Origin of the sequence: Mycobacterium scrofulaceum, assembly GCF_002086735.1 — a bacterium.
Classification (GTDB): domain Bacteria; phylum Actinomycetota; class Actinomycetes; order Mycobacteriales; family Mycobacteriaceae; genus Mycobacterium; species Mycobacterium scrofulaceum.
This window is the reverse complement of record NZ_MVIJ01000010.1, coordinates 1-12,929: the sequence shown is the minus strand read 5'-3', so window position 1 is coordinate 12,929 and position 12,929 is coordinate 1. Positions and strand designations below refer to the sequence as shown.

Annotated in this window: 12 protein-coding genes; 5 read left to right on the top strand and 7 right to left on the bottom strand. The window is 69.9% G+C overall.

Annotated features, from left to right (window positions below; translation table 11 throughout):
* Positions 1–11 precede the first annotated feature (11 nt).
* Together BST44_RS08815 and lpqV are read right to left on the bottom strand one after the other, a co-directional pair.
* A complete protein-coding gene (locus BST44_RS08815; protein WP_142274421.1) occupies positions 12–1,091 on the bottom strand; it encodes a patatin-like phospholipase family protein in 1,080 nt (359 codons plus the stop codon).
* Positions 1,092–1,181: 90 nt separating this feature from the next.
* Positions 1,182–1,556 (bottom strand): lipoprotein LpqV, encoded by a 375-nt coding sequence (gene lpqV / locus BST44_RS08810; protein ID WP_083176848.1) that lies wholly within the window; start codon positions 1,554–1,556, stop codon positions 1,182–1,184.
* 180 nt (positions 1,557–1,736) lie between these two features.
* On the opposite strand from lpqV, the gene BST44_RS08805 reads away from it, so the two are divergent.
* Positions 1,737–2,312, top strand: a complete 576-nt coding sequence (locus tag BST44_RS08805; protein ID WP_083176679.1) for a cysteine dioxygenase — start codon at positions 1,737–1,739, stop codon at positions 2,310–2,312.
* Complete coding sequence (locus tag BST44_RS08800; RefSeq protein ID WP_083176678.1) at positions 2,312–2,761, top strand: rhodanese-like domain-containing protein; 450 nt, start codon at positions 2,312–2,314, stop codon at positions 2,759–2,761. Before BST44_RS08805 ends, BST44_RS08800 begins: the two co-directional genes overlap by 1 nt.
* Here the strand turns inward: BST44_RS08800 and BST44_RS08795 are convergent, their stop codons facing one another.
* The 3 genes from BST44_RS08795 to BST44_RS08785 are packed head-to-tail and all read right to left on the bottom strand — an operon-like array spanning position 2,762 to position 6,383.
* Positions 2,762–4,534 carry an alpha/beta hydrolase gene (locus tag BST44_RS08795; RefSeq protein WP_083176676.1) on the bottom strand — a complete coding sequence of 591 codons (1,773 nt, stop codon included), beginning with the start codon at positions 4,532–4,534 and terminating at the stop codon, positions 2,762–2,764.
* Between the two features lie 7 nt (positions 4,535–4,541).
* Complete coding sequence (locus BST44_RS08790) at positions 4,542–5,333, bottom strand: enoyl-CoA hydratase (RefSeq protein ID WP_083176847.1); 792 nt, start codon at positions 5,331–5,333, stop codon at positions 4,542–4,544.
* A gap of 12 nt (positions 5,334–5,345) precedes the next feature.
* On the bottom strand, positions 5,346–6,383 hold the full coding sequence (locus BST44_RS08785; protein WP_083176846.1) for an enoyl-CoA hydratase/isomerase family protein: 1,038 nt from the start codon (positions 6,381–6,383) through the stop codon (positions 5,346–5,348).
* A gap of 224 nt (positions 6,384–6,607) precedes the next feature.
* On the opposite strand from BST44_RS08785, the gene BST44_RS08780 reads away from it, so the two are divergent.
* Positions 6,608–7,459 carry a Bax inhibitor-1/YccA family protein gene (locus tag BST44_RS08780; RefSeq protein ID WP_083176845.1) on the top strand — a complete coding sequence of 284 codons (852 nt, stop codon included), beginning with the start codon at positions 6,608–6,610 and terminating at the stop codon, positions 7,457–7,459.
* Between the two features lie 183 nt (positions 7,460–7,642).
* On the opposite strand, the gene BST44_RS08775 is transcribed toward BST44_RS08780, so the two are convergent.
* Both BST44_RS08775 and BST44_RS08770 read right to left on the bottom strand, forming a co-directional pair.
* Positions 7,643–8,860, bottom strand: coding sequence for an acetyl-CoA C-acetyltransferase (locus tag BST44_RS08775; RefSeq protein ID WP_083176675.1), 1,218 nt, complete (start codon positions 8,858–8,860; stop codon positions 7,643–7,645).
* A gap of 83 nt (positions 8,861–8,943) precedes the next feature.
* The gene (locus BST44_RS08770; protein ID WP_142274427.1) at positions 8,944–9,906 is read right to left on the bottom strand and encodes an SGNH/GDSL hydrolase family protein; all 963 of its coding nucleotides are present in this window, start codon (positions 9,904–9,906) and stop codon (positions 8,944–8,946) included.
* 243 nt (positions 9,907–10,149) lie between these two features.
* Between BST44_RS08770 and BST44_RS08765 the strand changes: the two genes are divergently transcribed.
* Together BST44_RS08765 and BST44_RS08760 are read left to right on the top strand one after the other, a co-directional pair.
* On the top strand, positions 10,150–11,217 hold the full coding sequence (locus BST44_RS08765; RefSeq protein WP_083176672.1) for an alpha/beta hydrolase: 1,068 nt from the start codon (positions 10,150–10,152) through the stop codon (positions 11,215–11,217).
* A gap of 69 nt (positions 11,218–11,286) precedes the next feature.
* Positions 11,287–12,705 carry a cystathionine beta-synthase gene (locus BST44_RS08760; protein WP_083176670.1) on the top strand — a complete coding sequence of 473 codons (1,419 nt, stop codon included), beginning with the start codon at positions 11,287–11,289 and terminating at the stop codon, positions 12,703–12,705.
* Positions 12,706–12,929: the final 224 nt, after the last annotated feature.

Here is a 12,929-nt window from a genome sequence, read left to right as displayed (position 1 = left end):
CCGTAGGGGTTTCAGCCTTCGGCCGGGGGCGGCGCGGCGCGGTCGTTCTCGAAGGCGTCCAGGGCCTCGTCCGCCAGCGCGCGGCCGACGGCGATCACCTCGGCCGCCCGGTGAAACTCCAGGCCCCGGCAGACCGAGCGCGGGATCTCGATCAACAGGTCGGGCGGGTAGACCGCCAGCGTGTGGCGCGCCAGCGCGGCCTGGGCGATGTCGATCGTGCGGTTCATCACCTCGAAGCTGCCCAGCTTCGGGACGTCCGGTGCGGCGTCGGCAAGTTCGCCCACCGCGTCGTCCTCGGCGGCGACCTCGTCGGCGTCCGCTTCGTCGGTCCAGCTGTCGGATTCGGCGGTGGTCCCGCCGAATCTGCCCAGGACGGCGCGCGCGGTCGGCCGATCGAGCAGGGACCGGGCCGCGGAGGTGTCGAGCAGCGCGGAGGTGCTGCGCACCATGCGGTTCAGCCAGTCGGCGGTCACGCCGGCGTCGGCGTCGCGGTTGGCGATCGCCTCGCTGCCGCTCAGGCTCACCGCGATGGTCACGTCGGCGTTGACCGCCGACAGGGGGGCCATCGGCAGCGGGTCCAGGATGCCGCCGTCGGCCAGCAGTCGGCCGTCGACTTCGTGGGGGGCGATCACGCCCGGGATCGCGATGGAGGCGCGGATCGCCTCGTCGACCGGACCCCGCTGAAACCACACCGATTTACCGGTCAACAGGTCGGTCGCGACCGCGGTGAAGGGAATCGGCAGCTGCTCGATGGCGACGGGGCCGAGGATGTCGCGCACCGCTTCCAGGATCTTCTCCGCCCGCATCACCCCGGCCGCGCTGATCGAGAAGTCCAGCAGGCGCAGGATGGTCCGCTGCGTCAGGGACTTCGCCCAGTCGGCGAATTCGTCGCGGCGGCCGGCGGCCTCCAGACCGCCGACCAGCGCACCCATCGACGAGCCGGCGATTCCCACGATCTCGTAGTCACGGGCGCGCAGGGCGTCGATCACCCCGATGTGGGCGTAGCCGCGCGCGCCGCCGCTGCCCAGCGCCAACGCCACCCGCGTCGGTGACGATCGGCGCGGGACCACCCCGCCAGGTCCGTCCGGCATCCCTTCATTTTGCGCGGTGGAACCGGCCGGCACCGGCGGGGATGACACTTTATCTACCCGTGAATTCAATCGCGCACGAGTTCGAAGGCTCTAGTCGCATTCATCGTCGGCGGCGGCGCGCGCGGCGGTGATGACCGCCGCCTGCCGAGCCGGCGTCAGGTCCGCCCATCGGGCGTTCCAGCTGCCCGCGGTGCCCGCGGGCGCGGCCTGGACCATCGCCAGGTAGGGCTCGAACAGCGACCGATCGGTCCGGGGCTGGGCGTCCATCCACACTTTTGCGGCGTGGCAGGCCTGGTAATACTCTTCCTCGGTCGAATTCGCGGGCACGTCGACCCTGGTCGTCACGCCCGCCGGTGAGCGTCCGACGGCGCCCGGGGGCGCCGCGCCCGGGTCGGCCGGGACGCCCGTCGGCCGCGCCGTTGAGGGCGCGGGCTCGCCGCTGGGGGCGCCGTGCGAGCAACCCATCACCGACAGCAGGCCGGCCGCCACGACGAGCGGTCCCCAGGACCGGGGACGGGCACGGCACCAGCGCACCCTGCCAATCTATGCAACACTGGCGGCCGTGATGGAGCGCTTCGGATTTTGCGAGTGTTGTCGGCCGTAACACGCCGCCGCCTGTCCGATCCTTCTCCCTGGAGCTCCCCGATGTCCGTGCCCCTTGCCGCCCCGGCTGCGTTGCGCCCGCGGCCCTTCTCGTCCCCCTCTTCGGGCCCGACGCGCCTGCGCGTTCCCGACCTCCTGCACGCCACCGACCAGGCCGCCGACGACGTGCTGAGCGGGCGTTGCGACCACCTGCTGCCGCCCGGCGGCGTACCCGAGTCGCGCCGCTGGTTCACCCGCATCCACGGTGACGAGGAGCTGGACGTCTGGCTGATCAGCTGGGTCCCCGGGCATCACACCGAACTGCACGACCACGGCGGGTCCCTGGGCGCGCTGACCGTCGTGTCCGGCTCGCTCAACGAATTCCGCTGGGACGGGCGTGCCCTGCGGCAGCGCCGGCTCGACGCCGGCGATCAGGCCGGGTTCCCGCTGGGCTGGGTGCACGACGTGGTGTGGGCACCCCGGCCGGTGGCCGTGCCCGTCTCGGCACCGGCACGGCCCTCGCTCAGCGTGCATGCCTATTCGCCGCCGCTGACCGCGATGTCCTACTACCAGATCACCGGCCGGAATCGGCTGCGCCGTCAGCGCACCGAACTGACCGACCAACCGGAAGGACCGTGATGAGCCGCATCGACGCCGTGTTGAGATCCGCCCGGCGCCGTTTCCGCCGGCTGCCGGCCGCCGAGGTGCCCGACGCGCTGCGGCGCGGTGCGGTGCTGGTCGACATCCGGCCGCAGGCCCAGCGCTTGCGGGAGGGTGACATCCCCGGCGCGCTGGTGATCGAGCGCAACGTCCTGGAGTGGCGCTGCGACCCGACCAGCGAGGCCAGGCTGCCCGAGGCGGTCGGCGACGACGTCGAATGGGCGATCGTGTGCTCGGAGGGCTACACCTCCAGCCTGGCGGCCGCCGCGTTGCTGGACATCGGCCTGCACCGCGCCACCGACGTCATCGGCGGCTACCACGCGCTGGCGGGCGCCGGTGTGCTGCAACAGCTTTCGGGCGCCGGGTCGGTGGCCGCCGGCCCGGCAGTGCTCGCCAATTCCGGCACCCCGGGCCGCCGCTGGCTCTAGCTACCCGGTGGAGGTGGCCTCCGAATGGAGCAGCGGCCGCAGCCTGGCCGTCTTTTCCGGCGTCCAACCCGGCGGCGACAGCACCGCGGCCCAGCCGTCGGCCGCGTCGGCGACGTAGTGGTGGCCGTGCCCCTCGGGCACGTCGACCGCCACCGCCATGTCCGCCGACACCTGCAGGAACGTGACAACCGGAATCCAGCGCGTCTCCGGGAGCACGTCGTAGCCCCGCGGTTCCCGCAGCCAGTCCGGCTGGCTGAACAGCAGGTCGGGTGACCACCAGGCGATCGGATCCGAGGCGTGTTGCAGATACACCACCCGCGGACGGTCCCACGCGGCGTTCGGGCGCGCCAAATTGGGTGGGCGAGCGACGAACCGGACGTTCTTGCCGTCGTTGTAGATCGGCAGCCACTCCGGGGAACCGGCGTCGCGCGTCGCCGTCAGGTCGGTCCAGATGGTGTTCTGGAACGTCGGTCCGCTGAACAGGGCGCCGTCGGTGCGGGCGAGGACGTTGTTGAGGCTCATGAACGGCGCCTCGCCGCCGAACGAGCCCAGGCTCTCGCCGAACACGACGAGCTTGGGGCGTTGCGCTTCGGGCATCTGGCGGATCAGCCGGTCGACGGCCTCGAACAGCGCCTGCCCGGCGTGGCGGGCGTTCTCCTTGTCCACCAGGAAGGACAGCCAGCTCGGCAGGAACGAGTACTGCATGCTGACGATCGCGGTGTTGCCGTTGTACATGTACTCGAGCGCGTCGGCCTCCGCCTCGTTGATCCAGCCGGTGCCGGTGGTCGTCGCGACCGCGACGACGGCGCGCTGCAGCCCGCCGGTGCGCTGCAGCTCGCGCGCCGCGAGCTCGGCGGTCGCCGTGATGCCGTCCGCGGAGTTCAGCCCGGCATAGGCGCGGATCGGTTCGGTCGCCTGGACCCCGTTGAAGGCAGTGAGCTGGTCCACTCTGGGCCCGGCTTCCACGAAGATGCGGCCTTGGTGGCCAAGGGATTCCCAGGACACCAGCGACTCGGGACCGCCGGATCGCAGCGGCGTCCTCGGCGGAGCGGTGTCGGGGTTCATCTCGTTGTTCGCCGAGGCGAACGTGTCGTTCATGGTGCGCATGGCGAACTTGAGCACGACACCGTTGAGCACGGTGATGGTGAGCACCACGAGCAGCGCCACCACGATGGTCGCCGACAGCCGAAACGGAGCGATGCGGTCCACCTGGGCGACCAGGAACCGGACCAGCCAACGGATGAACTGGCCGATTTCGACCAGGGTGAACAACACCACCAGCGACAGGCCCGCGGCCACCGGGTAGTCGTACCACTTCAGGTGGGCAACGCCCATCAGGTCGCGCACGTTGTCCTGCCAGACGTGAAACCAGATGGCCATCAACACCATTCCGAGCGCACCGATCGGGATCAGCACCTTCCACGCCCAGCGCGGCGCCGGGGGACTGTGATCCTTGGCGCCCATGTAGCGGACCAGCCACACGGCGAACACCCCCAGCCCGTAGCCGATGGCGCCGGAGATCCCGCTGACCAGCCCCTGGAACAGCGCGCCGCGCGGCAGCAGCGACGGCGTCATGGAGAACCAGATGAAGATCAGGCCGACGGTGGAGCCGGTAAACGTGTAATGACGTACCCACCAAGGCTTTCGGCCGGGCTGCGGCTCGGGAGCCGCCGGCGCGGTTTCGGGTCCGGTCTGCGCAGGCCCGGCTTCGTCGGCGACGGCCGTCGGGTTGCCGCCGGTGTCGGTGTTCGTCGCTGAACCCGGGTCGCTCATCGCAGGCCTACCGGTGCGTGAAGTTGGGAGCGCGCTTCTCGACGAAGGCCGCCATGCCTTCGGATTGGTCCTCGGTCGCGAAGGTCGAGTGGAAGAGCCGGCGCTCGTAGAGCAGCCCTTCGGACAGGCTCGATTCGAACGCGCGGTTGACCGCCTCCTTGGCCATCCGTGCGGCCGAGCGTGACATCTGGGAAATGGCGGTGGCCACGGCTTTGGTCTCGGTCAGCAGGTCGTCGGCCGGCACCACCCGCGAAACCAGGCCGCTGCGTTCGGCTTCGGCGGCGTCGATGGTGCGCCCGGTCAGGATCAGGTCCATCGCCTTGGCCTTGCCGATGGCGCGGGTGAGGCGCTGCGAGCCGCCCATGCCTGGCAGCACACCGAGCTTGATCTCCGGCTGACCGAACTTCGCCGTGTCGGCCGCGATCAGCAGATCGCACATCATCGCGAGCTCGCAGCCGCCGCCGAGCGCGTGCCCGGCCACCGCGGCGATGGTCGGGGTGCGCACGGCCGCCAGTTTGGCCCAGGGGGCGAAGAAGTCGGCGTCGAAGGCGTCGGCGAACGTCAGGGCCGCCATCTCCTTGATGTCGGCGCCCGCGGCGAACGCCTTGGCCGAACCGGTGATGATGATCGCGCCGATGCCGGGGTCGTTGTCGAAGTCGGTTGCCGCGCTTGTAACTTCGTTCATCACCTGGGTGTTCAGGGCGTTGAGCGCTTTGGGGCGATTCAGGGTGATGGTGCCGACGCGCTCGTCGCGCTCGACCAGGATGGTTTCGTAGTTCTCTGGGGCCGTGTCAGTCACCAAATCGCCTTTCTAGAAACTCAGGTCGTCGTCGACCGGGGTGAAATACGCTTCGACGTCTGCCGGGGTCACCTCGGGCAGCGTCGCCGGCGACCACTTCGGGTTGCGGTCCTTGTCGATCAGCTGTGCCCGGATTCCCTCCACCAGGTCGTGCGACCGCAGCGACGCCGACGACACCCGGTAGTCCTGAACGAGAACGTCTTTCACGGTCTCGAGCTTGCCGGCGCGCCGGATGGCCTCCAGGGTCACCGACAGCGAGATCGGCGACCGGGTGGCGATCAGGTCGGCGGCGTCGTTGGCCGCGTTGGCGTCGTGGTCCCGCAAACCGGCGACGATGTCTTCGACCGTCTCGCCCGCGTAACACTCATCGATCCAAGGTCGTTGTGCGGCAAGCTCACTGGGTGGTGGCTCAACGGCATGCGCGGCGAGGGCGTTCTCGACGCCGTCGGCGACGACCGCGCGGGTGAAGGCCTCGAGGTCGCCGTGCGGCACGTAGTGGTCGGCGAATCCCATGGCGATGGCGTCGGATCCGGAAAACGGCGCCCCGGTCAGGGCCGCGTGCAGACCCAGGCCCCCGGGCGCACGGGACAGCAGGAACATCCCGCCGACGTCGGGAACGAAGCCGATGCCGACCTCGGGCATCGCGATCTTGGAGGTGTCGGTCACCACGCGGGTGTTCGCGTGCGCGCTCACGCCGACGCCGCCGCCCATCACGATGCCGTCCATCAGCGCCACGTATGGCTTGGCGAAATCGGAGATCTGGGCGTTCATCAGATACTCGTCCCGCCAGAACCGCCGCGCCTCCACCCCGTCCTTGCGGGCGCTGTGATAGATGGAGACGACGTCGCCGCCGGCGCACAGCCCGCGTTCGCCGGCGCCGGAGAGCACCACCGCCCGCACCGCGTCGTCGTCCGCCCAGGCGGTCAGGATGGCGCGCAGCGCGTCCACCATCCGTTGGTTGAGCGAGTTGATCGCCTTGGGGCGGTTGAGCGTGATCAGACCGACGTTGCCGTCGACGCGGGTCAGAACCTCATCGGACTCGTCGGACACGCACTGGCCTCCCATCGCCGGTTCACCCTCGACGAAAAATCTAGATCGTGACGACCGGCGCCATACCCGCGGGTAAGGGTTATCTTTAACGCGACGACAGCACCTGCGTTCGTCGGGACGGCTCCGGGCACCGAAAAATGCCCAGGTCGGCCGGGAACCCGGACGGGACGCTGCTCGTTGAGATGGTGTTCGCACAGCTCGAAGCCAATAGAGAGGATCCGACGGTGCGGGAGACAAGCAACCCGGTATTTCGTTCGCTGCCCAAGCAGCGGGGCGGATACGCGCAGTTCGGCACAGGCGCGGCCCCGATGCAGGGATATGGAGCCGACCCCTACGCGGCGCCCTACCAAGCTCCCTACCAGGAGGCCAGGGCTTCGCGGCCGCTGACCATCGACGACGTCGTCACCAAGACCGGCATCACGCTGGCCGTGCTGGCGGTGTCCGCCGTGGTTTCCTACTTCCTGGTGTCCGCCAACCTCGCGCTGGCGATGCCGCTCACCATGATCGGTGCGCTCGGCGGCCTGGGTCTGGTGCTGGTGGCGACCTTCGGCCGCAAGCAGGACAGCCCGGCGATCGTGCTCAGCTACGCCGTCCTCGAGGGCCTCTTCCTGGGCGCCATCTCGTTCGTCTTCGCCAACTTCTCGGTGTCGCACGCGAATGCCGGCGTGCTGATCGGGGAGGCCGTGATGGGCACCTTCGGTGTCTTCTTCGGCATGTTGGTGGTGTACAAGACCGGTGCCATCCGGGTCACCCCCAAGTTCACCCGCATGCTCGTCGCCGCGATGTTCGGCGTGCTGGCCCTGATGCTCGGCAACTTCGTGCTGGCGATGTTCGGCGTCGGCGGCGGCACCGGCCTGGGCCTGCGCAGCGGCGGCCCGCTCGCGATCATCTTCTCGCTGGTGTGCATCGCGATCGCGGCGTTCAGCTTCCTGATCGACTTCGATGCGGCCGACCAGATGGTGCGCGCCGGGGCCCCCGAGAAGGCGGCCTGGGGTATCGCGCTCGGCCTGACCGTGACCCTGGTCTGGCTCTACATCGAGATCCTGCGCCTGCTCAGTTACCTGCAGAACGACTAGCTCTCGACAACGAAAGACCGGCACGCCGATCGGCGTGCCGGTCTTGTCGTCTGAGCCGGGTCTCGCGTGTGCATTGACGGCTTCGGGTGTGAGCCGGCGGCGGGATCTCGGCGAGTTTCTCGCCCTGAACGCACGCGCAAAGCCCCCGGCGCACGCCGGGCGACTAGGACGGGACAGCCGCCGTCAGCTCAGCCGCTCGACGATCATCGCCATGCCCTGACCGCCGCCGACGCACATGCTCTCGAGGCCGAACGTCTTGTCGTGCGTCTGCAGGTTGTTGATCAGCGTGGTCGCGATGCGCGCACCGGTCATGCCGAACGGGTGGCCCAGCGCGATCGCCCCGCCGGACACGTTCAGCTTGTCCTCGTCCATGCCCAGCTCGCGCGCCGAGCCCAGCACCTGAACGGCGAACGCCTCGTTGATCTCATAGAGGTCGATGTCGTTGATCGACATGCCCGCCCGCGCCAGCGCCTTCTTGCACGCCTCGATCGGGCCCAGGCCCATGATCTCCGGCGAGAGGCCGCTGACGCCGGTGGACACGATCCGCGCCAGCGGGGTGAGGCCCAGCTCCTTGGCCTTGGTGTCGCTGGTGATCACCAGCGCGGCGGCGCCGTCGTTCAACGGGCAGGCGTTGCCCGCGGTCACCGTGCCGTTCGGCCGGAACACCGGCTTGAGCTCGGAGACCTTCTCGTAGGTGGTGCCCGCGCGGGGACCGTCGTCGGTGCTCACGGTGCTGCCGTCGGGCAGCGTGACCGGGGAGATCTCGCGCTCGAAGAAGCCGCTCTTGATCGCCTCCTCGGCCCGGTTCTGGCTGCGCACCCCCCAGCGGTCCTGGTCTTCGCGGCTGATGCCGGTCATGATCGCGACGTTCTCGGCGGTCTGGCCCATCGCGATGTAGACGTCTGGCAGGCTGCCGTCGGCGCGGGGGTCGTGCCACTCGTCGGCGCCCGCGGCCGCGGCCTGCGACCGCTCCTGGGCCTCGTCGAAGATCGGGTTCTTGGTGTCGGGCCACGAGTCGGAGTTGCCCTTGCCGAACCGGGACACGGTCTCCACACCCGCGGAGATGAACGCGTCACCCTCGCCGGCCTTGATGGCGTGGAACGCCATCCGGGTGGTCTGCAGCGACGACGAGCAGTACCGGTTCACGGTGGTGCCCGGCAGGAAGTCGTAGCCGAGCTCGACGGCGACGACGCGGGCCATGTTGAAGCCGGACTCGCCGCCCGGCAGGCCGCAGCCCAGCATGAGGTCGTCGATCTGGTGCGGGTTGAGCGCGGGCACCTTGTCCAGCGCGGCGCGCACCATCTGGGCGGCCAGGTCGTCGGGCCGCATGGAGACCAGCGACCCCTTCATCGCGCGGCCGATCGGCGAGCGAGCGGTTGAGACAATGACGGCTTCAGGCATAACGGTTCCCTTCAAATCCCTTCCGGATTCCGACGAGTGCGCTTCACAAACCGTTGACTGAACGCCGACGGGCTAGGACAAATCTAGTCGCTGCCAACCTGAGGGCACGAAGACGGGGCGGGTCGCGCCACCGGGCGCCGCCACAGCCGCGACATCACGCTGCTTCGGGTGTGCCCCTGGCCCAGCACCGGCGCGGTGGTCGACGCCGCCAACTCCAGCGGCGGAATGTCGACCTCCTCGCCCAGGGCCTCGCACAGCGCGCGCAGCAGCGCGTCGGCCGCGATCGCGTACGCCGGGGCGGACGGGTGGAAGCCGTCCGGCGAGAACATCACGTGGGGCGTGGACCGGAATTGAGGGGTCATCAGCTGGCCCAGCGGTACCGGCATGCCGCCGGCGGAGCGCACCGCCGCGGCCTGGGCGCGGGCCAGTTGCATGCAACGCTCGTGCGCCAGCGAGCGGAGCGGTTGCGGGATGGCGGTGATGACACCCAGATCCGGGCAGGTGCCGGCGATCACGACCGCCCCGCGGGCGCGCAGCTTGCGGACGCTCAACCCGAGCCGCTGGGCCGACTGGCTCACACCGTTGAGGGCCGTCACGTCGTTGGCGCCCACCATGATCACCGCGGCGTCCGGTGGCGCCCCGGCCACGAACATGGCGTCCACCTGGCCGCAGACGCCCTTCGAGGTCGCGCCGACGATGGCCTTGGTGCTCAACCGGATTCGCTTGCCCGTCTGTTCGGCGAGGCCCCGCGCGATCCGTACCCCCGGCACTTCCTCGGCGCTGACGCACCCGTAGCCGGCGGCGGTCGAGTCGCCGAAGATCATCAGGCTCAGGTCGAAGGGCACGCCGCGGTGCCACCGCTCCACGGGTCCGCCGCCGCGGGTGTACACGCCGTCGGCGCGCGGCGGGATGTCCCAGGACTTGGGGATGACGGTGCGCGCGTGCGTCGCCTGGCCGACGAGCAGGTTGCGCGCCCCCAGATAGGCAGTCCCCGTCGAGGCGAGTGCGCCTGCTGTGGCCAGGGCGATCGCCGAACGACGCGGCACCCGCATGGTCACGCAGACCAGTTTAGTTCGGCTTGGATGTTTGCGAGGTCGGCTGACCAACAATCCGGTCACGGCGGGAAACGAATTGGTATCGAATCGGGCTATTCAAACGTTGCTCCGGAAAATGCCTGTCACGCTGATCCGCAGGGGTTGGCTGAGCGCTTCGGGCAAACGGCTGAACCGGACGCTTGGCCGCCTCGTCACATGCTGTGTCGCACTACAACGGCGTAGGAAGTGTTGAGCATGAGCGCACCCGGCAAGGTATCCGGCTGGCCCCAAGATGCCCTGCGCCCGCATGACGGCCTGAGGGCCCGCCGGGCAAAGGCCCGCAGGTTCGCGATGAGCGACGGCACGCCGGTCGAGGTTCTCGAGTCCGGGCCCAGCGTTGCTGCGCGGGTGGCCAACCTGACGTCGCGGGTGACCATCCGGCCGGTGCTGTCCGTCGGCAGCCACGTCCCGAACTTCCCCTGGCCCTGGGGCCTGATCGACCTTGCGGCCCGGGCGGTGCTGCCCGTGTCGGCCACCGTCCGCGAGACGGTGAAGCTGCCCAACGCGTCGGCGCAGCTGGTGCGCGCGCCGGGCGTACTGCCCGCCGACGGCACCCGCCGGGTGGTCGTCTACTTCCACGGCGGCGCCTTCCTGACGTGCGGGGCGAACTCGCACGGCCGGCTGGTCGAGGCGCTGTCGAGTTCCGCCGACGCGCCGGTCCTGGTGGTCAACTACCGGCTGCTGCCCAAGCATTCGATCGGGATGGCCCTCGACGACTGCCACGACGGCTACCGATGGCTGCGGCTGCGCGGATACCAGCCCGACCAGATCGTGCTGGCCGGCGACTCCGCGGGCGGCTATCTGGCGCTGTCGCTGGCGCAACGCCTGCAAGAGAGCGGCGAGGAGCCGGCGGCCCTGGTGATGATCTCGCCGCTGCTGCAGCTGGCGAAGGAATGCAAGCAGGCGCACCCCAACATCAACACCGACGCGATGTTCTCCCACCGGGCGTTCGACGCGCTGGCCGAGCTGGTTGCCAGCGCGGCCGACAAGCACAAGGTGGCGGGGAAACCCGAGGAGATCTACGAGCCGCTCGAGCACATCAAGCCCGGCCTGCCGCGGACGCTGATCCACGTCTCCGGGTCCGAGGTGTTGCTGCACGACGCTCGCCTGGCGGCGAGCCGGTTGGCCGCGGTGGGGGTGCCGGCCGAGGTGCGGGTGTGGCCCGGCCAGGTTCACGACTTCCAGCTCGCGGCGCCGATGGTGCCGGAGGCGGTTCGCTCCCTGCGGCAGATCGGCGACTACATCCGCGAGGCCACCGAATAACGCAACCGCCCTTGCCCGCCGAAGGGAAGCCCTCGTGCACCCCGGGAATCCGCCTGAGACGATGAACGCATGCGGATCGCCCAGCACATCAGTGAGCTCATCGGCGGCACCCCGCTGGTTCGCCTGAATTCGGTCGTCCCCGACGGCGCCGGCATCGTGGCGGCCAAAGTCGAGTACCTCAACCCCGGCGGTAGCTCGAAGGACCGGATCGCGGCCAGGATGATCGACGCCGCCGAGGCGACCGGGCTGTTGAAGCCCGGCGGCACCATCGTCGAACCCACCTCGGGCAACACCGGCGTCGGTCTCGCGCTGGTGGCCCAGCAGCGCGGGTACAAGTGCGTGTTCGTCTGCCCCGACAAGGTCGGCGAGGACAAGCGCAACGTGCTGCTCGCCTACGGCGCGGAGGTGGTCGTCTGCCCGACGGCGGTGCCGCCCGAGCACCCGGACAGTTACTACAGCGTCTCCGACCGGCTGACCCGCGAGATCGAGGGCGCCTGGAAGCCGGACCAGTACGCGAACCCGGAGGGCCCGGCCAGTCACTACGCCACCACCGGCCCGGAGATCTGGGCCGACACCGACGGCAAGGTCACCCATTTCGTCGCCGGCATCGGCACCGGCGGCACCATCACCGGCGCGGGCCGCTACCTCAAAGAGGTGTCCGGCGGCCGACCGGAAGGACCCGTGCGCATCATCGGCGCGGACCCCGAGGGCTCGGTGTATTCGGGCGGCACCGGCCGGCCCTACCTGGTCGAGGGCGTCGGCGAGGATTTCTGGCCGGCCGCCTACGACGCAGGTGTGCCCGACGAGGTCATCGCCGTGTCCGACTCCGACTCGTTCGACATGACCAGGCGGCTGGCCCGCGAAGAGGCGATGCTGGTCGGCGGGTCGTGCGGGATGGCGGTGGTGGCCGCGCTGAAGGTCGCCGAGGAGGCCGGCCCCGACGCGCTGATCGTGGTGTTGCTGCCCGACGGCGGGCGCGGCTACATGGCGAAGATCTTCAACGACGCCTGGATGTCGTCCTACGGGTTCCTGCGCAGCCGCCTGGACGGGTCGACCGAACAGGCCAGGGTGGGTGACGTGCTGCGCCGCAAATCGGGCGAGCTGCCGGACCTGGTGCACACGCATCCGTCCGAGACCGTGCGCGACGCCATCGGCATCCTGCGCGAGTACGGGGTGTCCCAGATGCCCGTCGTCGGCGCCGAACCGCCGGTGATGGCGGGCGAGGTGGCCGGCAGCGTCTCCGAGCGCGAACTGCTGTCGGCCGTCTTCGAGGGCCGGGCCAAACTGGCCGACGCGGTGTCGCAGCACATGAGCCCGCCGCTGCCGATGATCGGCGCCGGCGAATTGGTCAGCGCGGCCGGCAAGGCGCTGCGTGACTGGGACGCGCTGATGGTGGTCGAGGAGGGCAAACCGGTAGGGGTGATCACCCGCTACGACCTGCTGGGCTTCCTCTCGGACGGGCCTCGTGGACCAGCAGGGCGGCGCTAACGGGGCCCGCCGCGTATCTCGCCCGGCCGTCGGGCGCTCAGGTACTGTAATGCCGCCTGGTTCGGCTGGTCCGCAGTGGAAGGGGTGCCCATGACCGATCAACCGCCGCCCGGCGGCGCCTACCCGCCACCGGCCTCGTCGCCCGAGTCACCCGGTGGGCAGGACACCCCGCCCCCTCCGCAGGCGCCCGCCGGCGGTTCCTATCCAGTCACTTTAACACAAAA